20 protein-coding genes are annotated in these 21,839 nt (G+C 57.6%); 12 read left to right on the top strand and 8 right to left on the bottom strand.

The window, feature by feature from the left end; genetic code table 11:
* The first annotated feature begins 4 nt into the window (after nt 1-4).
* The 5 genes from F3I47_RS08650 (at nt 5) to F3I47_RS08670 (ending at nt 5,009) form a co-directional block, all read left to right on the top strand.
* The gene (locus tag F3I47_RS08650; protein ID WP_046102233.1) at nt 5-370 is read left to right on the top strand and encodes a YkvA family protein; all 366 of its coding nucleotides are present in this window, start codon (nt 5-7) and stop codon (nt 368-370) included.
* A gap of 18 nt (nt 371-388) precedes the next feature.
* A complete protein-coding gene (gene yieE, locus F3I47_RS08655; protein WP_009089154.1) occupies nt 389-1,255 on the top strand; it encodes a DNA-binding transcriptional regulator YeiE in 867 nt (288 codons plus the stop codon).
* 116 nt (nt 1,256-1,371) lie between these two features.
* Entirely contained in the window at nt 1,372-2,838 is a 1,467-nt protein-coding gene (locus tag F3I47_RS08660; protein ID WP_150028863.1) for an amino acid permease, read from the top strand.
* A 306-nt stretch (nt 2,839-3,144) separates the two neighbouring features.
* Nucleotides 3,145-4,221 (top strand): iron ABC transporter permease, encoded by a 1,077-nt coding sequence (locus F3I47_RS08665; RefSeq protein WP_150028862.1) that lies wholly within the window; start codon nt 3,145-3,147, stop codon nt 4,219-4,221.
* On the top strand, nt 4,221-5,009 hold the full coding sequence (locus F3I47_RS08670) for an ABC transporter ATP-binding protein (protein ID WP_046102230.1): 789 nt from the start codon (nt 4,221-4,223) through the stop codon (nt 5,007-5,009). Before F3I47_RS08665 ends, F3I47_RS08670 begins: the two co-directional genes overlap by 1 nt.
* A 71-nt stretch (nt 5,010-5,080) precedes the next feature.
* On the opposite strand, the gene fghA is transcribed toward F3I47_RS08670, so the two are convergent.
* The 3 genes from fghA to F3I47_RS08685 form a co-directional block, all read right to left on the bottom strand.
* Nucleotides 5,081-5,923 carry an S-formylglutathione hydrolase gene (gene fghA, locus F3I47_RS08675; protein ID WP_046102229.1) on the bottom strand — a complete coding sequence of 281 codons (843 nt, stop codon included), beginning with the start codon at nt 5,921-5,923 and terminating at the stop codon, nt 5,081-5,083.
* Nucleotides 5,924-5,935: 12 nt separating this feature from the next.
* Nucleotides 5,936-7,060 carry an S-(hydroxymethyl)glutathione dehydrogenase/class III alcohol dehydrogenase gene (locus F3I47_RS08680; RefSeq protein WP_009089162.1) on the bottom strand — a complete coding sequence of 375 codons (1,125 nt, stop codon included), beginning with the start codon at nt 7,058-7,060 and terminating at the stop codon, nt 5,936-5,938.
* A gap of 91 nt (nt 7,061-7,151) precedes the next feature.
* Nucleotides 7,152-8,063: a LysR family transcriptional regulator gene (locus tag F3I47_RS08685; protein WP_033736177.1), complete on the bottom strand. Its 912-nt coding sequence runs from the start codon at nt 8,061-8,063 to the stop codon at nt 7,152-7,154.
* Between the two features lie 117 nt (nt 8,064-8,180).
* Between F3I47_RS08685 and F3I47_RS08690 the strand changes: the two genes are divergently transcribed.
* The 7 genes from F3I47_RS08690 to mglC all read left to right on the top strand — a co-directional run bounded on the left by F3I47_RS08690 (nt 8,181) and on the right by mglC (nt 16,419).
* On the top strand, nt 8,181-9,308 hold the full coding sequence (locus tag F3I47_RS08690; RefSeq protein ID WP_150028861.1) for a YbfB/YjiJ family MFS transporter: 1,128 nt from the start codon (nt 8,181-8,183) through the stop codon (nt 9,306-9,308).
* 124 nt (nt 9,309-9,432) lie between these two features.
* Nucleotides 9,433-10,098 (top strand): GTP cyclohydrolase I FolE, encoded by a 666-nt coding sequence (gene folE, locus F3I47_RS08695; RefSeq protein ID WP_009089168.1) that lies wholly within the window; start codon nt 9,433-9,435, stop codon nt 10,096-10,098.
* A gap of 50 nt (nt 10,099-10,148) precedes the next feature.
* Entirely contained in the window at nt 10,149-11,309 is a 1,161-nt protein-coding gene (gene yeiB / locus F3I47_RS08700) for a DUF418 domain-containing protein YeiB (RefSeq protein ID WP_150028860.1), read from the top strand.
* A gap of 147 nt (nt 11,310-11,456) precedes the next feature.
* Nucleotides 11,457-12,497, top strand: coding sequence for an HTH-type transcriptional regulator GalS (gene galS / locus F3I47_RS08705; RefSeq protein ID WP_009089173.1), 1,041 nt, complete (start codon nt 11,457-11,459; stop codon nt 12,495-12,497).
* Nucleotides 12,498-12,804: 307 nt separating this feature from the next.
* Complete coding sequence (gene mglB / locus F3I47_RS08710; protein ID WP_009089175.1) at nt 12,805-13,800, top strand: galactose/glucose ABC transporter substrate-binding protein MglB; 996 nt, start codon at nt 12,805-12,807, stop codon at nt 13,798-13,800.
* Between the two features lie 68 nt (nt 13,801-13,868).
* Nucleotides 13,869-15,389 (top strand): galactose/methyl galactoside ABC transporter ATP-binding protein MglA, encoded by a 1,521-nt coding sequence (gene mglA / locus F3I47_RS08715; protein WP_140922988.1) that lies wholly within the window; start codon nt 13,869-13,871, stop codon nt 15,387-15,389.
* Between the two features lie 19 nt (nt 15,390-15,408).
* Nucleotides 15,409-16,419, top strand: a complete 1,011-nt coding sequence (gene mglC, locus F3I47_RS08720; protein WP_009089178.1) for a galactose/methyl galactoside ABC transporter permease MglC — start codon at nt 15,409-15,411, stop codon at nt 16,417-16,419.
* Between the two features lie 447 nt (nt 16,420-16,866).
* Here mglC and sanA read toward each other — a convergent pair whose 3' ends face one another.
* From sanA to F3I47_RS08745, 5 genes are all read right to left on the bottom strand, one after another.
* Nucleotides 16,867-17,586 carry an outer membrane permeability protein SanA gene (gene sanA, locus F3I47_RS08725; RefSeq protein WP_009089181.1) on the bottom strand — a complete coding sequence of 240 codons (720 nt, stop codon included), beginning with the start codon at nt 17,584-17,586 and terminating at the stop codon, nt 16,867-16,869.
* A gap of 135 nt (nt 17,587-17,721) precedes the next feature.
* Nucleotides 17,722-19,419 carry an NAD-dependent malic enzyme gene (locus F3I47_RS08730; protein ID WP_046102224.1) on the bottom strand — a complete coding sequence of 566 codons (1,698 nt, stop codon included), beginning with the start codon at nt 19,417-19,419 and terminating at the stop codon, nt 17,722-17,724.
* Nucleotides 19,420-19,686: 267 nt separating this feature from the next.
* Complete coding sequence (cdd, locus tag F3I47_RS08735) at nt 19,687-20,577, bottom strand: cytidine deaminase (RefSeq protein WP_150028859.1); 891 nt, start codon at nt 20,575-20,577, stop codon at nt 19,687-19,689.
* A 120-nt stretch (nt 20,578-20,697) separates the two neighbouring features.
* Nucleotides 20,698-21,390 carry a CidB/LrgB family autolysis modulator gene (locus F3I47_RS08740; RefSeq protein WP_009089186.1) on the bottom strand — a complete coding sequence of 231 codons (693 nt, stop codon included), beginning with the start codon at nt 21,388-21,390 and terminating at the stop codon, nt 20,698-20,700.
* Nucleotides 21,383-21,775 (bottom strand): CidA/LrgA family protein, encoded by a 393-nt coding sequence (locus tag F3I47_RS08745; RefSeq protein ID WP_150028858.1) that lies wholly within the window; start codon nt 21,773-21,775, stop codon nt 21,383-21,385. Before F3I47_RS08745 ends, F3I47_RS08740 begins: the two co-directional genes overlap by 8 nt.
* Between the last annotated feature and the right edge of the window lie 64 nt (nt 21,776-21,839).

The raw sequence follows: 21,839 nt of genomic DNA on the forward strand, positions 1-21,839 counted from the left end.
CATTATGAGCGTTTTGCGTCTGCGCCGCTGGGCAACGCTGATCAAGAGGGATGTGCTGGTACTCTGGTTCGCCTTTCGCGATCCGCGCACGCCCTGGTGGAACAAGCTGGGCATGCTGGGCCTGGTCGCCTATGGCGTCAGCCCGATCGATTTCATCCCGGATGTGATCCCGTTTGTGGGACTGCTGGATGACGCGGTCATCATCCCGACCGGTGTTATGCTGCTGCTGCGCCTGCTGCCGCGTGAGGTGCGCATCAGCAGCAGCGAAAGGGCCGCATCCCGGCGTTCCCGCGGCAAAAAAATCGCAGGCTGGCTGGTGGTGGTGGGGCTGATCTGGCTGGCGCTGATCATCTATCTCGTCAGACATTAACAGACTTAAGGATCGACGATGCACATTACGCTGCGGCAAATCGAAGTCTTTACCGAAGTGCTCAAGAGTGGCTCGACGACCCAGGCGTCGCAGCTGCTGGCGCTGTCGCAGTCGGCGGTCAGCGCGGCGCTGGCCGATCTGGAGAGTCAGCTTGGGGTTCAGCTCTTTGATCGGGTCGGTAAACGACTGGTGCTGAACGAACATGGCCGCCTGCTTTATCCCCGCGCCGTGGGTCTGCTGGAGCAGGCGGGGGAGATTGAGCAGCTGTTCAAAGAGGACAACGGGGCCATCCGCATCTTCGCCAGCAGCACCATCGGTAACTATCTGCTGCCGGGCATGATGGCGGCCTGGCGACGCGATTTTCCCGGCCTGCCGCTGGAGCTGAGCGTAGGCAACAGTCAGGATGCGATTCAGGCGGTCTCCGACTTCCGCGTCGATGTGGGCCTGATTGAGGGGCCGTGCCATATGACCGAACTGGTCAGTGAACCCTGGCTGGAGGATGAGCTGGTGGTGTTTGCCGCGCCGGATGCGCCTGTTCTGCAGCAGCCGGTCACCCTGAAAACGCTGGCTGACGCCCCCTGGATCCTGCGCGAACGCGGCTCCGGCACTCGTGAAATCGTCGATTATCTGCTGCTGTCTCACCTGCCGAGCTTTCAGCTGGGGATGGAGCTTGGTAACTCTGAAGCGATTAAACATGCGGTGCGCCACGGCATGGGGATCAGCTGCCTGTCGCGCCGGGTGATCGCCGATCTGCTGGAGGCGGGAACGCTGATCGAACTGGCGATTCCGCTGCCGCGCCTGACCCGGACGCTCTATCGCATCCATCACCGGCAGAAGCATATTTCCAAAGCGCTGACGCGCTTTTTATCCTACTGCCGTGAGTGACCGCTAATAATTCGGGCGCGATCATGAACTTAACTAATAACAGCGTGGCTTCGCTATACAGAGGCGAGCTGGCTGCTACAATCTCGCCTCATTTTTACCCTTCGTAGCGTTTACACATGCATAATGACTCAAAAACAACACAACAACCTGCGTTACAGCGTGCACTAAAAGCACGTCATCTCACCATGATCGCCATCGGCGGCTCCATCGGAACCGGCCTGTTTGTCGCATCGGGTGCCACTATTGCTCAGGCCGGACCCGGCGGAGCACTTCTCTCCTATATGCTCATCGGTCTGATGGTCTATTTCCTGATGACCAGCCTGGGTGAACTGGCGGCCTTTATGCCCGTGTCCGGTTCGTTTGCCACCTACGGCGCAAAATATGTCGAAGAGGGCTTTGGTTTCGCACTCGGCTGGAACTACTGGTACAACTGGGCGGTGACCATCGCGGTTGATCTGGTGGCGTCACAGCTGGTGATGAATTACTGGTTCCCTGACACGCCAGGCTGGATCTGGAGCGCGCTGTTCCTGGGCCTGATGTTCATGCTCAACTACATCTCCGTCAAAGGCTTTGGTGAAGCGGAATACTGGTTCTCGCTGATCAAAGTGGCCACCGTGGTGATTTTTATCGTGGTTGGCGTGCTGATGATCACCGGCATTATGCGCGGTGCAGAACACGCGGGCTGGCATAACTGGCAGGTGGGCGAAGCGCCATTTGCGGGCGGTTTTGCGGCGATGATCGGTGTGGCGATGATTGTGGGATTCTCCTTCCAGGGCACCGAGCTGATCGGTATCGCGGCGGGCGAATCTGAAGATCCGGCAAAAAATATCCCGCGTGCGGTGCGGCAGATCTTCTGGCGTATCCTGCTGTTTTACGTCTTCGCGATTCTGATTATCAGCCTGATCCTGCCGTACACCGATCCCAAGCTGCTGCACAATGACATCAACGATATCAGCGTCAGTCCGTTCACCCTGGTGTTCCAGAATGCCGGTCTGCTGTCAGCGGCGGCGGTGATGAATGCGGTGATCCTGACGGCCGTGCTGTCAGCGGGTAACTCCGGCATGTACGCCTCAACCCGTATGCTTTACAACCTGGCCTGTGAAGGCAAAGCGCCGCGTATTTTCGCCAGACTCTCTAAAGGCGGCGTGCCGCGTAATGCACTCTGGGCGACGACGGTGGTGGCGGGACTCTGCTTCCTGACCTCGAAATTTGGCAATCAGGAGGTTTACCTCTGGCTGCTGAATACCTCAGGCATGACCGGTTTTATCGCCTGGCTCGGTATCGCGATCAGTCACTACCGCTTCCGTCGCGGCTATGTCGCTCAGGGACATGACCTGAACGCGCTGCCTTACCGCTCCGGCTTTTTCCCGCTGGGTCCGATTTTCGCCTTTGTGCTCTGCCTGATCATCACGCTGGGTCAGAACTATCAGGCGTTTCTCAACGACACCATCGACTGGTACAGCGTAGCGGCCACCTACATCGGCCTTCCGCTGTTCCTGATCATCTGGTTCGGCTACAAGCTGACGCGCGGCAGCCGTTTCGTGAAGTACAGCGAGATGGATTTCCCGGTTCATAAAGATTAGTTCTGTGCGCTGACTCCTGCGCACGGTGCCTGCCGCAGTTCTGGCAGGCCGCAGGAATCGTGAAGCGATGGGAGCCTGTGCCTGTAGCAAAGCATAGCGGGCCAGGGATGGTCCGCGCTGAGCCCGCCAGGGATGGCGGGTTTTGCGTCTTTGCGAAAGGCACAGGCTCCCTGAGCCATTCTCCCGCCTGCAACACCGTTTTTTACCCTTTTTTCACGTCTCGCTTATCTTCACGAATTGATAATTATTATCACCTGCACTATTGTGGCTGCGTTTTCTGACAGGATAGCCACACAGGGTTAAAACATGACTACCGAAACTTCGCTGCTGGCGGGAGAAGAGACGCGTCAGCACAGCATGCATAGCTACCAACTGGTGCTGCGTCGCCGCGTCATCTGGATCGGCGTGCTGCTGCTGGCCATCATCGCCTCGCTGGTCCTCGACTTCACGCTGGGTCCGGCCGGACTCTCGCTGGAGACGCTGTGGAATACGCTGCTCAGTCCCGACAGTGTCGACGCCGGAACCCGCGTCATCGTCTGGGACATCCGTCTGCCCTATGCCCTGATGGCGATTGTGGTGGGCCTGTCGCTCGGCTTCGCGGGCGCAGAAATGCAGACCATTCTGAATAACCCGCTGGCCAGCCCCTTTACCCTCGGTGTCTCCTCGGCGGCGGCATTTGGTGCCGCGCTGGCCATCATCCTCGGCATCGGCATCCCCGGCATTCCTGACCAGTGGTTGATCTCCGCCAACGCCTTCGTTTTTGCGCTGTTTGCCGCCCTGATGCTGGACGGCATCACCCGCTGGACCCAGGTCTCCTCGGCGGGCGTGGTGCTCTTCGGCATTGCACTGGTCTTTACCTTCAATGCGCTGGTCTCCATGATGCAGTTCATCGCCAGCGAAGATACCCTGCAGGGGCTGGTTTTCTGGACCATGGGCAGCCTGGCGCGCGCCTCCTGGGAGAAGCTGGGCGTCCTGACCGTGGCGCTGGCGATCCTGGTGCCGTTCTCCATGATGAGCAGCTGGAAGCTGACGGCGCTGCGGCTGGGTGAGGATCGGGCGGTCAGCTTTGGCATTGACGTGCGTCGTCTGCGTCTGGCGACGCTGCTGCGCATCAGTATTCTCTCGGCGCTGGCCGTGGCCTTTGTCGGCCCGATTGGCTTTATCGGCCTGGTCGCTCCCCATATTGCCCGCATGATGTTTGGTGAAGATCACCGCTTCTATCTGCCAGCCAGCGCGCTGGTCGGAGCGCTGGTGCTGTCGCTGGCCTCGGTCGCGTCGAAAAACCTGCTACCGGGCGTGATCATCCCGGTCGGCATCGTCACCTCACTGATTGGCGTGCCGTTCTTCCTGAGTATTATTCTGCGTCACCGGGGGACAGTGTGATGGAACAGGGTCTGACGTTACGCGGCTTCAGTGCCGGTTACCCAAAACATAAGGTGATTGAGAATCTCAACGTGGCGCCGCTGCCGCGTGGGGAGATCACCGTGCTGCTGGGGCCCAACGGCTGCGGCAAATCGACACTGCTGCGGGCCCTGGCCGGACTGAACAAAGGGCAGGGCGAAATGTGGCTCAACGGCGAGGATCTCATGACCCAGCCGTTTGCCCGCCGGGCGAAGAACGTGGTCTATCTGCCGCAGTCCCTGCCTGCAGGCGTGCATCTGCATGTGCTGGAGTCGATCATTGTGGCACAGCGCGCCTCCGGCGGCCTGCACAGCGCCAGCAGCGAAGCCGAAATCATGCACCTGCTGGAGCAGCTGGGCATTGCCCATCTGGCGATGCGCTATCTCGATCAGCTCTCCGGCGGACAGAAGCAGTTAGTCGGGCTGGCACAGTCGCTGATCCGTCGCCCTGAGCTGCTGCTGCTGGATGAACCGCTGAGCGCGCTGGATCTTAACTATCAGTTTCATGTGATGGATCTGGTGCGGCGCGAAACTGCCCTGCGCAACATCGTCACGGTGGTGGTGGTGCATGATATCAATATTGCGCTGCGTCATGCGCAGCATGCGCTGATGCTGAAACAGGGGGCACTGGTGGCGCAGGGGCAGCCGGATAAGGTGATTACGCCCGCGACCCTGGCGAAAGTCTATGGCGTCGATGGACGAATCGAGCACTGCTCGCGCGGCATTCCGCAGGTGATGATTGATGGTCTGACCGGTCCGGCGCTGGTCTGACACAACGGCGGGTCGCTACCGGCCCGGCATCGTGCAAAAAAGTTCAGGGCCGCAGTTGCGGCCCTGATTTTTTACGCCAGAAGATGCTGCGCGTGGAAGCGCAGGTGATCTTCCACAAAACTGGCGATAAAGAAGTAGCTATGGTCATAGCCCGGCTGAATGCGCAGCGTCAGCGGGAATCCCACCTCACTGGCCACGCTTTCCAGCCGCTCCGGTTGCAGCTGGTCGGCCAGGAACTGATCGCTGTCGCCCTGGTCGATCAGGATCGGCAGACGATGCGCCACCTCCGCCATCAGCTGACAGCTGTCATATTCCCGCCAGGCCGCCGGGTCATCGCCCAGATAGGCCTGAAACGCTTTCTGACCCCACGGCACCTGCATCGGGTTTACAATCGGTGCGAAAGCCGACGCCGAAGCAAAGCGGTTGCCCAGACGCAGCGCCAGCATGAGCGCGCCGTGTCCGCCCATAGAGTGACCCATGATCGACTGACGGTCGCTGACCTTAAAGTTATCCGCAATCAGCGCAGGTAACTCGCTGCTCAGGTAGTCGAACATGCGGAAATGCGCGGCCCAGGGCTGCTGGGTGGCATTGAGATAAAATCCCGCTCCCTGACCCAGATCGTAGCCCTCATCGTTGGCCACCTCATCGCCGCGCGGGCTGGTGTCCGGCATAATCAGCACCAGACCCAGCTCCGCCGCCACCCGCTGCGCGCCCGCTTTGGTCGTGAAGTTCTCGTCGTTGCAGGTCAGCCCGGCCAGAAACCAGACCACCGGTGGCGGCGCATCGCCCTGCGGTTCAGGCAGATAGATGCTGAAGGTCATCGGGCAGTTCAGCACGGCCGACGCATGACGCCAGCGCTGTTGCCAGCCGCCAAAAATACGGTGTTCTTCCAGTAGCTCCAGAGTGGATGCCATAACGCCTCCTGATTACCTGTTGAAATGCACAACCGAGCGGATCGATTTTCCTTCGTGCATTAAATCAAAGGCGTCGTTGATCTCTTCCAGCGGCATGGTGTGGGTGATGAAGTCGTTCAGGGCAAATTTACCGTCGAGGTAATCCTGCACGATACCCGGCAGCTGTGAGCGGCCTTTCACGCCACCAAAGGCGGAGCCGCGCCAGACGCGCCCGGTCACCAGCTGGAACGGACGGGTAGAGATCTCTTCACCGGCACCGGCTACACCGATAATCACGGACTCGCCCCAGCCTTTGTGGCAGCACTCCAGCGCAGAACGCATGACGTTGACGTTGCCGATACATTCAAAGGAGAAATCCACGCCGCCATCGGTCAGCTCAACAATCACCTCCTGAATCGGCTTATCGTAATCTTTCGGGTTGATCAGGTCAGTGGCACCCAGCTTGCGCGCCAGGTCGAATTTACTGGTATTGATGTCGATGGCGATGATGCGGCCGGCTTTCGCCATTTTGGCACCGATAACGGCCGACAGGCCAATGCCGCCGAGGCCGAAAATCGCCACGGTGTCGCCTTCTTTCACTTTGGCGGTGTTCATGACCGCGCCCATGCCGGTGGTGACGCCACAACCCAGCAGGCACACTTCTTCCAGCGGCGCTTCTTTACTGATTTTAGCCAGTGAGATCTCCGGAACGACGGTGTACTCCGAGAAGGTCGAGGTGCCCATATAGTGGAAAATCGGTTTGCCATCTTTAAAGAAGCGGGTGGTGCCATCCGGCATCAGACCTTTGCCCTGGGTCGCACGGATCGCCTGACAGAGGTTGGTTTTACCCGACAGACAGTACTTACACTTGCCGCACTCCGGAGTGTAAAGCGGGATGACATGGTCACCCACTTCCACGCTGGTCACGCCTTCGCCTACGGCTTCCACGATGCCGCCGCCTTCATGGCCCAGGATCGCCGGGAAGACGCCTTCCGGATCGGTGCCGGAGAGGGTGTAGGCGTCGGTATGGCAGACGCCGGTCGCGACGATACGCACCAGGACTTCGCCTTTCTGCGGTGGCATCAAATCCACTTCTTCAATTTTCAGCGGTTCGCCAGCAGCCCAGGCAACGGCGGCACGGGTTTTGATCATTTTCATGCAATCCCTCTTCCAGTCAGATTGTGACGCACGGTGGCGCCAGGTGGTCGTGATTAATCAGAGCCAGGCTCTTAAACATAGCGCGGAACGCTTATTCCGCCGCCTGTAAGGGGTAGATCAGCTCATCATTGAGCGGCCGATCGTCAAATTTTTCGATAATCAGGTACTTCAGCGCCTCCACGTTGGGAGTAAAGGCGTCCCGTCGCCACATCAGCCAGGTGGCCGTATTGCGATAAGCAGGGGGGAGGGTGTGCGCCTGCACCCGTGAACGGTCCGGCATCTGTTTCAGCACCGAGGCCGGGATCATGGCGACGCCCGCACCGCCCGCCACGCAGGCCAGCATGGCGTGATAGGACTGAATCTCCATCACATTGTCCGGCGCGGTCTGGCTGTCGCGATACCAGCTCTCCAGCTTAACGCGGTAGGAGCAGCTGTTGCGGAAAGCAAACAGGGTATCGTCCTGCACGTCGCGGGCGGTGGTGATGGGGGCATGATCCAGCCCGGTAATCAGCACCATCTCCTCGCGAAACGCGATGCAGCCGTTCAGGTCATCATGCGCCACCGGGCCATCCACCAGCGCCGCCGCCAGGGTGCCTTCACGCACCCGATCGATAATTTCGCCCGAGGTGCCGGTAATCAGCGAGAGGGCAACACCGGGAAAGCGCTGGTGATAGGCGGCCAGTAAACCGGGCAGGCGGGTGGCGGCGGTGCTCTCCATCGAGCCGAGCGCAAAGTTACCCGCCGGTTCGCCGGTGCGGGTCATGCTCAGCGCTTCTTCACTCAGGGCCAGGATGCGTTGCGCATAGTTGAGGAAGTTATGGCCCATCGGTGACAGGCGAATGCGCTGCTTCTCACGAATAAAGAGATCCACACCCAATTCTTCTTCCAGCTGACGCAGCCGCGTGGTGAGATTAGAGGGGACGCGATGCAGCTGTTCGGCGGCGCGTGCCAGGGAACCCGTTTCGGCGACGGAACAGAACATACGTAGTTGTACTAAATCCATATCTTCTCTTCCTGTAAACAAGTTGGTCATGATTATTCACTTTTCGTGAGTGTAAACATCCTGCAAGCTGTTAGCAAGTCAGAAAAGATCCCAGCCCGAAACCACAGGAGTTCAGCCATGGCGTTACGCGTCGCGCTCAGCGCGTTCTTAACTTTGTTTGTCGCGATGGGTATTGGCCGGTTTGCCTTTACGCCGCAGGTGCCACTGATGATTCAGGCGCACCAGCTGACCCTTACCAGCGCCAGCCTTGTGGCCGCACTCAACTATCTTGGCTATCTCTGTGGCTCGTTCGATGCCATGCGGGCGCATAAGCGGGTAGAGCTGCGCCTGACGGCGGGCATATGGGGTGCGGTAATCCTGACGCTGCTCTCAGCCTGGGCCAGCGGGCCGTGGCTGCACGGTGCCATTCGTTTCCTGATCGGCTGGGCCAGCGGCTGGGCGATGGTGCTGGTGGCCGCCTGGAGCAATGAACAGCTGCATCGTTATGGCCGGGCGGGGCTGTCGGCGGCCGTGTTTGCCGGGCCAGGCTGCGGCATCTTTGTCAGCGGCCTGCTGGGGGTGGCGCTGCACACGCTGCAGGCCTCTGCGGGGCTGGCCTGGGCCGCCTATGGCGCACTGGCGCTGCTGCTGGTGGCGCTGATTGCCCGTAATCTGCCCCGGCGTGGCGAGCTGCATCGCCCCGATCAGGCCCCGGAGCCGCTGGTGCTGGACCGCAACCTTAAACGACTGGTGCTGAGCTACAGTCTGGCGGGCTTTGGCTATATCCTGCCTGCGACCTTCCTGTCGCAGATGGCTGCCGCGCGTTTTCCGGATGGCGCATTCGCCCAGTTTGTCTGGCCGATTTTTGGTGGCGCAGCGATGGTGGGGATCCTGCTGGGCATCCTCACGCGCAACCGGGGGCGCAGCCACGTCCGTCTGGCGCTGGTGCTCTGGGCGCAGGCGCTGGGGGTCTTTGCGGCGGCGCTGCTGCCGGGCTTCAGCGGCCTGCTGGTGGGCGCCTTGCTGGTCGGCGGCGGCTTCCTCAGCGTGGTGCAGCTGTCGCTGCTCTGCGCGCGTGAGCTGGCTTCCAATCATCTGCGCTATATGGCTGGCCTGCTGACCACCGGCTATGCCGTGGGACAACTGGTGGGCCCGCTGCTCTCGTTTCTCTCCACCGCCTTTTTACACCGGCTGGAACCCGCCCTGTGGGTGGCCGGCGCGAGCCTCATCTGGGCGGGCCTGCTGGTCTGGCGGCGGAGCCGATAAACGCTTTCTTCACCAATCTGATTGATTGCTGGATTCCCCGCAAAGAAAGTTTCACAATACGCGCCTGATTACAGGGCCCGCCGCAACAGCCGACGGGCGCAACACCCAGCCGGAGAAGAGTACGATGAGCACCCTAAGTCAGGAAGCTGCCCTGGTTCATGAAGCGCTGCTGGCGCGTGGCCTGGAAACGCCATTACGCGCACCGACACGCGACATTGATGACAACACGCGCAAGAGCCTGATTGCCGGGCACATGACCGAAATCATGCAGCTGCTGAATCTGGATCTTGAAGATGACAGCCTGATGGAAACCCCGCATCGCATCGCGAAGATGTATGTGGATGAGGTCTTTTCCGGTCTCGATTACGCCAACTTCCCGAAAATCACCGTCATTGAAAACAAAATGAAGGTGGATGAGATGGTGACCGTGCGTGACATCACCCTGACCAGCACCTGTGAACACCACTTTGTGATTATCGATGGTAAAGCGACCGTCGCCTATATTCCCAAAGATAAGGTGATTGGCCTGTCGAAAATCAACCGCATCGTGCAGTTCTTTGCACAGCGCCCGCAGGTGCAGGAGCGTCTGACACAGCAGGTACTGGTTGCCCTGCAGACCCTGCTCGGCACCAACAACGTGGCCGTTTCCATTGATGCGGTGCATTACTGCGTGAAAGCGCGCGGCGTGAAGGATGCCACCAGCGCGACCACCACCACCTCACTGGGCGGCCTGTTCAAGTCCAGTCAGAATACCCGCCAGGAATTTTTGCGCGCGGTACGTCATAGTTGAGTTAACGGCGGGCGCATAATGCTGCCCGCCTCAATGGGGCAGGGTGCCGCATGCAACGCTATCACGCGCTGGATTTTATTCGAGGCTGTGCCATTCTCGGCATTCTGCTGCTCAATATCGTCGGCTTTGGTCTGCCCTCTGCGGCCTACCTGAATCCGGCCTGGCAGGGGAGTGTCACCCTCGCTGACGCCTGGACATGGGCCCTCTCCGATACCTTTGCCCAGCTCAAATTCCTGACGCTGTTTGCGCTGCTGTTTGGTGCCGGTCTGCAGATGCAACTGCCGCGCGGCAGCCGCTGGCTGACTGCCCGGCTGTCACTGCTGGTGCTGATCGGTTTTCTGCACGGGGTGTTTCTCTGGGAGGGGGACATCCTGCTCGATTACGGCATCATCGGGCTGGTGGTGTGGCGGGTCGTGCGCGATGTTCCTTCCACCCGCAGCCTGATGAACACCGGTATTCTGCTTTACATGGTGGGCTGCGGTGTGCTGCTGGTATTCGGGTCGATCTCCGATCCTGAGCCGACCCGCTCCTGGCTGCCCGGCGCGGCCGATCTGCAATATGAGCGCTACTGGAAACTGGCCGGCGGCTGGGAAGCGATTCAGAACCGGCTTGATCACCTCTCATCGGGGCTGATGGCGCTGGCGGCGCAGTATGGCTGGCAGCTGGCGGGCCTGATGATGATCGGTGGCGCGCTGCTGCGCAGTGGCTGGCTGACGGGCCAGTTTCCCCTGCAGCACTACCGTCAGGCCGCCGTCGTGCTGCTGACGGCGGGATTCTCGATAGCGGGGGCCGGTGTCGCTGCGCAGTGGCTGTTACACTGGGAGTTCCGCTGGAGCGGCTTTTATCTGCAGACCCCGCGCGACCTCGCCAGCCCGCTGATCAGCCTGGGCTATGCGGCGCTTTGTCTGGCCTGGTGGCCGCAGATTTCACGCTGGCGGTTCAGTTATGCCATTCAGTGTGTCGGGCGCATGGCGCTGACCAACTACCTGATGCAGTCGCTGATCTGCACCACGCTGTTCTACCGCTTTGGCTTCTACATGCACTTTACCCGGCTGGAGCTGGTGCTGATGGTGCCTGCGGTCTGGCTTATCAATATCCTCTTTTCACTCATCTGGTTACATTTCTTCGCACAGGGCCCGCTGGAGTGGCTGTGGCGGCGGCTTACCCTGCTCTCAGCCGGAAAACCACGCCTTTCCGACCACGCCAGATAATGACCGCCATCACAAAGGTTACAGAATTGTATGTAACCGCTTTCATTGATGTGACGCAATTCACGCTGCACATCGCCCGCCCCTGACAAAATAGCGCCGGTGTTCAACCCGGCGTGATGCCCTCTTTTTCCTTTCTGGAACTGCTGCATGATAACAATTCGTGATGTTGCCCGTCAGGCTGGCGTCTCAGTGGCGACCGTATCGCGCGTCCTCAATCAGAGCAGCGCCGTCACCTCTGATACCCGCGACGCTGTGTTACAGGCGGTTGAGGCGCTGGGGTATCGTCCTAACGCCAACGCGCAGGCGCTGGCGACTCAGGTCAGCGACACCATCGGAGTGGTGGTGATGGATGTTTCCGATCCCTTTTTTGGCGCGCTGGTTAAAGCGGTGGATACCGTGGCGCAGCGCGTCCATAAGCATGTTCTCATCAGCAACTCCTGGCATCAGGAAGAGAAAGAGCGTCATGCGATTGAAGTGCTGATCCGCCAGCGTTGCAGCGCCCTGGTGGTGCACGCGAAAACGCTTTCAGACGCGGAGCTGGCTGACTTTATGCAGCATGTGCCGGGCATGGTTGTCATCAACCGCGTCATACCGGGATTTGAGCAGCGCAGCGTCAGTCTGGACAACGTCGCCGGTGCGCTGATGGCCTCCCGGACCCTGATACAACAGGGGCATAGCCGCATCGGCTATCTCTGTTCCAGTCATCCTATCGAAGATGTCGCCCAGCGCCGCGAAGGGTGGATGCAGGCGATGGCAGAGCAGGGTATCCGGCCGCATGAGAGCTGGATTGCCAGCGCAGAGCCCGACATGCAGGGCGGCGAAGCGGCGATGGTGGAGCTGCTGGGGCGCAATCTCAACCTCAGCGCGGTGTTTGCTTACAACGACGGCATGGCAGCGGGCGCGCTCACGGCGCTGAAAGACAATGGCATTCAGGTGCCACAGCATTTTTCTGTCATTGGCTTTGATGACATCCCTATCTCGCGTTACACCGATCCCCAGCTTACCACTGTGCGTTATCCTATTGTTTCTATGGCAAAAATTGCGACAGAGCTGGCGCTGCAGGGGGCGGCAGGCCTGCTGGATGACACCGCCACGCACATCTTTATGCCGACGCTGGTGCGGCGTCATTCAGTCGCGCAGCGGCAAAATGTGGAGTCCGTCACTAATTCAGGCGATTCAGCCATGTAACCGCTTTCAATCTGTGATTACATTCACAGTTAATTAACATTGCTCTCACTATGATGGCAGCGTCTTACCGGACTGAAACATTATGTAACGCCAGTGTAACGGCATCAGTTGTGGTCTCAGTAGCCGGTTAACGGGTTCATCCCCTCTTCACGGACGTGTTCAGGCACAGGGAAGTCAGGTTTTAGACGGCGTCAGCGGTAAGCGGCAAATTGCGCAGACTGCCCCGCCGATCTGTTTTACCGATTGCTTTCGCGCCACGTCGCGCGGCAGCGCTAAAAAGACCCTGCATAATAAAACCGGAGATACCATGAATAAGAAGGTTTTCACGCTTACCGCACTGGTTGCCAGCATGATGTTTGGTGCAACCGCTCACGCAGCTGACACCCGTATCGGCGTGACCATTTACAAATATGATGACAACTTCATGTCAATGGTGCGCAAAGACATTGAGAAAGAAGCGAAAACCCTTGGCGGCATTCAGCTGCTGATGAATGACTCGCAGAACGACCAGTCCAAACAGAACGACCAGGTTGACGTACTGATGGCAAAAGGCGTGAAAGCGCTGGCCATTAACCTGGTTGACCCGGCTGCCGCGGCCGTGGTGGTCGACAAAGCGCGCGCGAATGACGTGCCGGTGGTCTTCTTCAACAAAGAGCCTAACGCGAAAGTGCTGGCCGGTTATGACAAAGCCTACTATGTCGGGACCGACTCTAAAGAGTCCGGCATCATTCAGGGTCAGCTGATTGAGAAACACTGGAAAGCGACCCCGGCCTGGGATCTGAACAAAGATGGCACCATCCAGTTTGTGCTGCTGAAAGGTGAGCCAGGCCATCCTGATGCGGAAGCCCGTACCAAATATGTGATCGATACGCTGAACAAAGATGGTCTGAAAACCCAGCAGTTAGCGATGGATACGGCGATGTGGGATACCGCACAGGCTAAAGATAAGATGGATGCGTGGCTGTCAGGCCCGAACGCGAAGAAAATCGAAGTGGTGATTGCCAACAACGATGCGATGGCGATGGGTGCCGTTGAAGCGCTGAAAGCGCACAACATGACCTCTATCCCGGTCTTCGGCGTCGATGCCCTGCCGGAAGCGATGGCGCTGGTGAAATCGGGTGCGCTGGCCGGTACCGTGCTGAACGATGCGGAAAACCAGGCGAAAGCCACGCTGGATATCGCCAACAACCTGGCTAACGGCAAAGCCGCGACAGAAGGTACGAACTTCAAGATGGTGGATAAGATCGTCCGCGTACCTTACGTTCCGGTTGATAAAGAGAATCTGGCTCAGTTCCAGAAGTAAGTTCGATTCCGGGCGCGACCCCTGTCGCGCCTTTTTTATGTCACCACCGTTTTTTAGCCAGGTAAAATATGGCCAGTGATAATACGACCGCGCAGCGAGAATATCTGCTGGAGATGAAGGATGTCTCAAAATCATTTCCCGGCGTTAAAGCGTTAGATAATGTGAATTTAAAAGTGCGGCCTCACTCTGTTCATGCGTTAATGGGCGAGAACGGTGCCGGTAAATCCACGTTATTAAAATGCCTGTTTGGTATTTATAAAAAAGATTCCGGCAGTATCCTGTTTCAGGGTAAAGAGATCGACTATAAAAGCTCCAAAGAGGCGCTGGAAAATGGCGTGTCGATGGTGCATCAGGAATTAAACCTGGTCCTGCAGCGCACCGTGATGGACAACATGTGGCTGGGGCGTTATCCGCGCAAAGGCTTCTTTGTCGATCAGGATAAGATGTATCAGGATACCAAAGCCATTTTTGACGAGCTGGATATCGATATCGATCCGCGCGACAAAGTGGCGAATTTGTCTGTATCGCAGATGCAGATGATTGAAATTGCCAAAGCGTTCTCTTATGACGCAAAAATTGTGATTATGGATGAGCCGACCTCCTCGTTAACGGAGAAAGAGGTTAATCACCTGTTCACGATTATTCGTAAGCTGAAAGATCGTGGCTGCGGCATCGTCTATATCTCACATAAAATGGAAGAGATTTTCCAGCTGTGTGATGAGATTACCATTCTGCGTGACGGACAGTGGATTGCGACTCAGCCGCTGGAAGGGCTGGATATGGATAAGATCATCGCGATGATGGTCGGCCGTTCACTGAACCAGCGTTTTCCTGACCGTACCAACGTGCCGGGGGAAACCATTCTTGAGGTGCGGAATCTGACCTCTCTGCGTCAGCCTTCGATTCGTGACATCTCATTTGATTTGCGTAAAGGGGAGATCCTCGGCATTGCCGGGCTGGTGGGCGCCAAACGTACCGATATCGTCGAAACGCTGTTTGGCATTCGCGAAAAATCGGGCGGCACCATCAAACTGCATGGTAAACCGATTAATAACCACAGTGCGAATGAAGCGATTAATCACGGGTTCGCACTGGTGACGGAAGAGCGTCGCTCAACCGGTATTTATGCTTATCTGGATATCGGATTTAACTCCCTTATCTCGAATATTAAAAAATATAAAAGCAGTATGGGGCTGCTGGATAATAAACGCATGAAAAGTGACACCCAGTGGGTGATCGATTCCATGCGGGTAAAAACGCCGGGCCACCATACGCAGATTGGTTCGCTTTCGGGCGGTAATCAGCAAAAGGTGATTATTGGCCGCTGGTTATTGACCCAGCCTGAAATCCTGATGCTTGATGAACCAACACGCGGTATTGATGTTGGTGCAAAATTCGAAATTTACCAGCTGATTGCTGAGCTGGCGAAAAGAGACAAGGGCATCATTATTATCTCATCCGAAATGCCGGAGCTGTTAGGCATTACCGATCGTATTCTGGTAATGAGTAATGGTCTGGTAGCAGGCATAGTTGATACCAAAACAACCACGCAGAACGAAATATTGCGTTTAGCGTCATTACACCTTTAATGAAGCAAGGGCTGTTAACATGAAAGCGACTACAAAAAAGAATGCGCTAACCTGGTTAAAAGAGGGCGGCATTTATGTCGTGCTGCTGGTATTGCTGGCTATTATTATTTTCCAGGACCCGACATTTTTAAGTTTAATGAACCTGAGTAATATCCTGACCCAGTCTTCAGTGCGCATTATTATTGCACTGGGCGTGGCGGGCCTGATTGTGACCCAGGGTACTGACCTGTCAGCCGGACGTCAGGTTGGGCTGGCGGCGGTTGTCGCAGCGACGCTGCTGCAGTCGATGGACAACGCGAACAAAGTGTTCCCGACGCTGGATACGGTGCCAATTCCGCTGGTTATCCTGACCGTGTGTGTGATCGGGGGAGTGATTGGTCTGGTGAACGGTGTGATCATTGCCTATCTGAAGGTGACGCCTTTTATCACCACGCTGGGCACCATGATTATCGTTTACGGTATTAACTCACTCTATTACGACTATGTGGGTGCGTCACCGATTGCCGGTTTTGATGCAGGCTTCTCGAAATTCGCACAGGGCTTTTTGCGGTTTGGTGATTTTAAACTGTCGTTCATCACGTTCTACGCGGTGATTGCGATTGTGTTCGTCTGGGTGCTGTGGAACAAAACCCGTTTCGGCAAAAACATCTTCGCTATCGGGGGTAACCCGGAAGCGGCGAAAGTGTCAGGCGTGAACGTGCCGCTGAACCTGATCCTGATTTATGCGCTGTCTGGTGTGTTCTACGCCTTTGGCGGGATGCTGGAAGCGGGTCGTATCGGTTCGGCGACTAACAACCTCGGCTTTATGTATGAGCTGGATGCGATTGCAGCCTGTGTGGTCGGCGGCGTCTCGTTCGCCGGTGGTGTGGGTAGCGTGGCGGGTGTGGTAACCGGTGTGTTGATCTTCACCGTTATCAACTACGGTCTGACCTATATTGGCGTTAACCCTTACTGGCAGTACATTATTAAAGGCGGCATCATCATCTTCGCCGTGGCGCTGGATTCACTGAAGTATTCGCGTAAGAAGTAACGTTCTCTGCTGCGAAAAAAGCGACCTTCGGGTCGCTTTTTTTATGAGGATGGCGCTGGGCGGTTGATGTGAGACGGAGTATGCGAAGGGAACAGGGTCAGATCGGAAAGGCGCAAAAGCCGCCATCCATGGCACGCTCGGCCCGCGCCGTCCCTGGCGCGGGACGCTTTCCTCTTCTGACCGTGTTCCCTCCGCTTCAGGCTTATTTATTGCTGTTAGATTCGCCTAAGCCTCAGGGAATTCAAACAGACGACTCACCCACTTAAAACGATGGGAGCGTACGCCTGCAGCAAAGCATAGCGGGCCATGGATGGCCCGCGCTGAGCCTGCCAGGGATGGCATCTTTTGCGTCTTTGCGAAAGGCGTATGCTCCCTGAGTCTTGTACCTTGCTGCCAGACTGCAGCTCAGCGCATATAACAGAGTTTCATTCAACCGCTGAACGTCAGCTACTTCCGTAACTTCTGTTCCAGCTCCAGCAGCTGTTCCGGCGTTACAGCAGGATAACTCTGCGCATCATCCGGAACGGTTCGCACGGCGGGAATGGGCACCAGCGGGCCAAGAAAACGGGGTTCACGCTTGAGCAGGAAGAGGTCTGCCAGCGCACCCAGTCGGGCCCCCACTTCACGGAAGCGCACGCTAAGCATGTTCTTCGGCGAGGGCACGGCATAACACTGCGCCTGAATGCCCAGCTGCAGGGCGATGAAGAGCGCGCGCTCACAATGAAAACGCTGCGTGATAATAATGAAGTCGTTGGTATCAAAGACCTTACGGGTACGTACGATCGAATCCAGCGTGCGGAATCCGGCGTAGTCGAGCACGATATCGGCCGGATCGACGCCCGCTTTGATTAAATCACGGCGCATTGTCATCGGCTCGTTATAACTCTGCAGCGCATTATCCCCGCTCAGCAGCAGATAATTGACTTTACCGCTGTTATAGGCGTTCAGCGCACCCTGCATACGATAGAGGTAATACTGATTGATCACGCCGGTGCGGTAATATTTTGCCGTTCCCAGTACCACGCCCACCTGACGATGCGGCAGAGAAGAGACATTTTCGTAGATGAAAGGCGCCGTTTTCCAGCTGATCCAGCGATCGAGGCCGAGCGCAGTTGCCACCATCACTAAGATGATGAAAAGCAGACCAATGAAAACGCGTTTCAGCATGCGCCTGGAGACTCGGTATCAGAATGTTGAGATGGCACAAGGCTACTTGAGGCGTCGCAGCGAAGCAAGTTACTGCCGGCTGGCTGTGCGCTTTTTGAACACTGCCGGACCTTATCAGGTCCGGCAGGCTGAGGATTAAATCGAGGTACGGCGATAGTGACGGTACTGCGGCAGCCAGAAGTTGTTGGCAATAGCCTGTGACAACACATCTTCTGAGGTCACCACGGCAACGCCCGCCAGCTGAGCGGCTTTGCCCACTTCCATCGCAATGATCTTCGACACGCCCTGAATATCTTTGATCTCAGGCAGTACCGGGCCTTCGCCTTCGTTGACCAGCGGAGAGCAGTCAGCCAGTGCGCGGCTGGCGGTCATCAGCATGCTGTCGGTGACGCGGCTGGCGCCTGAGGCAATCACACCCAGACCAATTCCCGGGAAAATGTAGGAGTTGTTGCACTGCGCGATCGGATAGGTTTTACCGTTCCAGCTTACTGGGGAGAACGGGCTGCCGGTGGCGACCAGTGCTGCACCGTCAGTCCAGGCGATGATATCGGCTGGCGTCGCTTCCACGCGTGATGTCGGGTTCGACAGTGGCATCACGATAGGGCGCTTACAGTGCTTGTGCATCTCACGGATGATCTCTTCGGTGAACAGACCCGGCTGACCGGAGACACCAATCAGGATATCGGGCTGGGCATTGCGCACTACGTCCAGCAGCGAGATTGCGTCGCTGGCGACATCCCAGTTCTGCAGGTTTTCGCTCTTCTGCACCAGCTTGCTCTGGAAATCGAGCAGGTTAGGCAGTTTGTCAGTGAGCAGACCAAAACGATCCACCATCATCACCCGGCTACGGGCTTCGTCGTCGCTCAGACCTTCAGATTTCATCTGCGCGATGATCTGCTCAGCGATACCACAACCCGCGGAACCGGCTCCCAGGAAGACCACTTTCTGCTCGCACAGACGGCTGCCGGCTGCGCGGCTGGCGGCGATCAGCGTGCCGACGGTGACGGCGGCAGTGCCCTGAATATCATCGTTAAAGCAGCAGACCTCTTCGCGATAGCGGTTCAGCAGCGGCATCGCGTTCTTCTGGGCGAAATCTTCGAACTGCAACAGCACCTTCGGCCAGCGGCGCTTAACGGCCTGAATGAACTCATTGACGAAAGCATCATACTCTTCGCCGGTGATACGCGGATGACGCCAGCCCATATAGAGCGGGTCGTTCAGCAGCTGCTGGTTATTGGTGCCGACATCCAGCACGACCGGCAGGGTGTAAGCCGGGCTGATGCCGCCGCAGGCGGTATAGAGTGAAAGCTTACCAATCGGAATCCCCATTCCGCCGATGCCCTGGTCGCCCAGACCCAGGATACGCTCGCCATCGGTCACCACAATCACCTTCACATTCTGTTTGGTGGCGTTCTGCAGCATATCTTCAATGCGATCGCGGTTCGGGTAGGAGATGAAAACGCCACGCGCACGACGGTAGATTTCAGAGAAGTGTTCGCAGGCTGCGCCGACGGTCGGGGTGTAGATGATGGGCATCATCTCTTCGAGATGGTTATCCAGCAGGCGGTAGAACAGCGTTTCGTTCGTGTCCTGGATGTTTCGCAGGTAGACGTGCTTATCGTTATTGTTTTTGAAGTCCTGGAACTGACGCCAGGCGCGCTTTGCCTGCTCTTCAATCGACTCCACCGCTTCAGGCAGCAGACCATTGAGGTTAAATTCGTTACGTTCTTCGAGGGTAAAGGCGCTGCCTTTGTTCAGCAGGGGAAATTCAAGCAAAATCGGGCCAGCATATGGGATATAAAGCGGGCGTTTACTTTCGTAGTCGAGTTCCATGCGGTGATGCTCCGGTTGCAGTGTTGTCTGGCGTCACGCCGGAAAGGTAGCGCCAGTTTTCTTACCCGTTATAGCTCAGACTGCAGGCCTGTAGCGGCAGGGTCACCGCTGCGGGAAATTCACGACCGTGCTGCCATCCTGCAACCTGAATTATTCAGAGTAATTTGTCATGACGTGAATTCTGGCGCCAGATCCTATGAAATTTCCCGCAGAAGTACAGCGTTTGTTCATAAAAGCTCACAAAACTGTGGCCTTTCTGACAGCCGGTTATGCTTTGTTCAGCGTCACATGCAGCAGCTCACTGCAGCCAAATGTCTGCAGCGTGGCTTGCGTGGCGGCAAACTGGCTCAGCGTGGCATTTTCTGCTTCCGCTAATACCGCTCTTTTTATCTGACGGACATCGCCGCCCTGCATGTTCAGCCGCACCAGCGCCGCCTGAAGGGGCGGGAAGCTGGGATTAAACGCGGCGTTTTCCGCATAGCGGCCGGTGACAATTGAACCGCTCACGGTCAGCAGCGCAACCCCGGCGTGCGACTGGCTGTAGGGGGCGTGACTGGCATTGGCGGCGGCAACGGCAGCCTGCACCAGTTCGTCACCCGCAGCGACGTAGCCGTGGTCAACGTGGTCCATCAGGAAAGTGCTGATGTCGAGGTCGCGCGGGCCAAATGCATCCGGCAGATAGTCAGCCAGGGTACTCACTGCGCGCTGCGGCAGGCTGATACGAATAGCGGTGCCGCTGTTCAGCTCGTTCATAAACTGGCGGCAGTGACCGCACGGCGTGTAGTTGACGGTGATGCTCTCCAGCTGCGGCTCGCCGCACAGCCAGGCGTGGGTAATCGCGCTCTGCTCGGCGTGAACCGTCTGCTGCAGGGGGGCGCCGATAAACTCCATGTTCGCCCCGAAGTACCAGGCACCGCTGACGCCACGGGCGATCGCGCCGACGTTGAAGTGGGAGACGGTGGCGACAGCGCAGGCCGCTGCCAGGGGCAGCAGCGCCAGCGCCAGCGTATCGGCGTCCATCTGCGTCTGTTGCTGCAGTGCAGCGACCTGGCTGGCGCTCAGTTGCGCCTGAAAGTCAGGATCGTCCAGCAGGGGAGCCAGCGCCGTTTGCAGCGTTGATGGCAATGCCTCAAAAGCGGAGAGGAAACGGGATTGCATGAGAGCCTCATTAAATTCAGCAGGGCGACGTGCCGGTCACCGGTTTATATGTGATCCAGGTCGCTCTGACAATGTAACCTGTGTTGCATGTTTCAACTTTGCGAGATCTCTCGCAAAGTTTTAGCCAAACCAGTGCAGCAGCAGCGGAAAAACAAAGGGGGCCAGCAGTGAGGTGATGATGCCGCAGATCACCAGCGCCAGCGAACTGAAGGCGCCCTCCTGAAAATCAAGTTCGGCTGCACGCGCCGTGCCGAGTGCATGTGACGCATTGCCAATCGCCAGACCGCGTGCGGCTTTAGACTTCACGCCGAGCAGGTTCAGCACCATATGACCGAAGACCGCACCCAGCACCCCGGCGATCAGCACACAGATGGCGCTGATGGCCGGAATACCGTGCAATGAACCGGAGACGGCCATGGCAATCGGTGTGGTCACCGATTTCGGCACGATAGTGGCCGCAATTTCGGGCGTCGCCCCCAGCCAGAGCGCAATGGCCGTGCCCGAGGTCATGGCGGTCAGGCTGCCGATAAAGCAGACGCCGATAATGGATTTCCAGCGGGCGCGGATCTGATGGATCTGTTCATAGAGCGGCAGTGCCAGCGCCACCACCGCCGGTTGCAGCAGCTGATTGAGAATCTGGCTGCCGGCGAAATAGCGCGAGTAGGGCAGCTGCAACAGCAGCAGTATCGGAATAATTATCGCCATCGCGACCAGCAGCGGATTGAGCAGCGGGAGCTTCAGCCGTATTGCCAGTTTGCGCGCCAGGAAAAAGGCCGCCAGCGTCAGCGGCAGTGACCACCAGATTTCACTCATCGCCCGACTCCCCGGCCGGCTTCCGGCTGTGCAGCTTGTGGGCGCTCACGCCGACAATGGAGAGCACCAGCAGGGTGCTGACGACACAGGAGATCACGATAGGGCCAAACTGCGCGGTCAGGACATCGGTGTAGTTCATGACCCCGACGCTGATCGGTACAAACAGCAGGGCCATATAGCGAATCAGCAGATGACAGCTCGGTTTCACCCAGCTTACCGGCAGGATTTGCGACGCGAGCAGGGCAAACAGAATTAACATGCCGATAATGCTGCCGGGCAGGGTAATGGGCAGCAGCGAGGCGATGCCGATTCCGGCATACAGACAGAGATAGATGATGATAAAGGCGCGCAGATAGCGCCCGCAGACAGACAGCACGGTGAGCATGGCAGGCTCCTGTTTTTACTGAGCTTCATCATACGCATTAACAGCTTAGCGTGCTAGCGATCAC

The organism is Pantoea sp. M_10, assembly GCF_008631515.1.
GTDB lineage: Bacteria > Pseudomonadota > Gammaproteobacteria > Enterobacterales > Enterobacteriaceae > Pantoea > Pantoea anthophila.

Bases quoted from the DNA above. Each gene is read 5' to 3' on its own strand.
- yieE (WP_009089154.1), top strand. From the start codon at position 389: ATGCACATTACGCTGCGGCAAATCGAAGTCTTTACCGAAGTGCTCAAG.
- F3I47_RS08685 (WP_033736177.1), bottom strand. From the start codon at position 8,063: ATGGATTTAGTACAACTACGTATGTTCTGTTCCGTCGCCGAAACGGGT.
- F3I47_RS08680 (WP_009089162.1), bottom strand. From the start codon at position 7,060: ATGAAAATGATCAAAACCCGTGCCGCCGTTGCCTGGGCTGCTGGCGAA.
- folE (WP_009089168.1), top strand. From the start codon at position 9,433: ATGAGCACCCTAAGTCAGGAAGCTGCCCTGGTTCATGAAGCGCTGCTG.
- F3I47_RS08665 (WP_150028862.1), top strand. From the start codon at position 3,145: ATGACTACCGAAACTTCGCTGCTGGCGGGAGAAGAGACGCGTCAGCAC.
- F3I47_RS08690 (WP_150028861.1), top strand. From the start codon at position 8,181: ATGGCGTTACGCGTCGCGCTCAGCGCGTTCTTAACTTTGTTTGTCGCG.
- mglB (WP_009089175.1), top strand. From the start codon at position 12,805: ATGAATAAGAAGGTTTTCACGCTTACCGCACTGGTTGCCAGCATGATG.
- mglC (WP_009089178.1), top strand. From the start codon at position 15,409: ATGAAAGCGACTACAAAAAAGAATGCGCTAACCTGGTTAAAAGAGGGC.
- fghA (WP_046102229.1), bottom strand. From the start codon at position 5,923: ATGGCATCCACTCTGGAGCTACTGGAAGAACACCGTATTTTTGGCGGC.
- F3I47_RS08730 (WP_046102224.1), bottom strand. From the start codon at position 19,419: ATGGAACTCGACTACGAAAGTAAACGCCCGCTTTATATCCCATATGCT.
- F3I47_RS08740 (WP_009089186.1), bottom strand. From the start codon at position 21,390: ATGAGTGAAATCTGGTGGTCACTGCCGCTGACGCTGGCGGCCTTTTTC.
- F3I47_RS08660 (WP_150028863.1), top strand. From the start codon at position 1,372: ATGCATAATGACTCAAAAACAACACAACAACCTGCGTTACAGCGTGCA.
- F3I47_RS08650 (WP_046102233.1), top strand. From the start codon at position 5: ATGAGCGTTTTGCGTCTGCGCCGCTGGGCAACGCTGATCAAGAGGGAT.
- mglA (WP_140922988.1), top strand. From the start codon at position 13,869: ATGGCCAGTGATAATACGACCGCGCAGCGAGAATATCTGCTGGAGATG.
- F3I47_RS08670 (WP_046102230.1), top strand. From the start codon at position 4,221: ATGGAACAGGGTCTGACGTTACGCGGCTTCAGTGCCGGTTACCCAAAA.
- yeiB (WP_150028860.1), top strand. From the start codon at position 10,149: ATGCAACGCTATCACGCGCTGGATTTTATTCGAGGCTGTGCCATTCTC.
- sanA (WP_009089181.1), bottom strand. From the start codon at position 17,586: ATGCTGAAACGCGTTTTCATTGGTCTGCTTTTCATCATCTTAGTGATG.
- cdd (WP_150028859.1), bottom strand. From the start codon at position 20,577: ATGCAATCCCGTTTCCTCTCCGCTTTTGAGGCATTGCCATCAACGCTG.
- F3I47_RS08745 (WP_150028858.1), bottom strand. From the start codon at position 21,775: ATGCTCACCGTGCTGTCTGTCTGCGGGCGCTATCTGCGCGCCTTTATC.
- galS (WP_009089173.1), top strand. From the start codon at position 11,457: ATGATAACAATTCGTGATGTTGCCCGTCAGGCTGGCGTCTCAGTGGCG.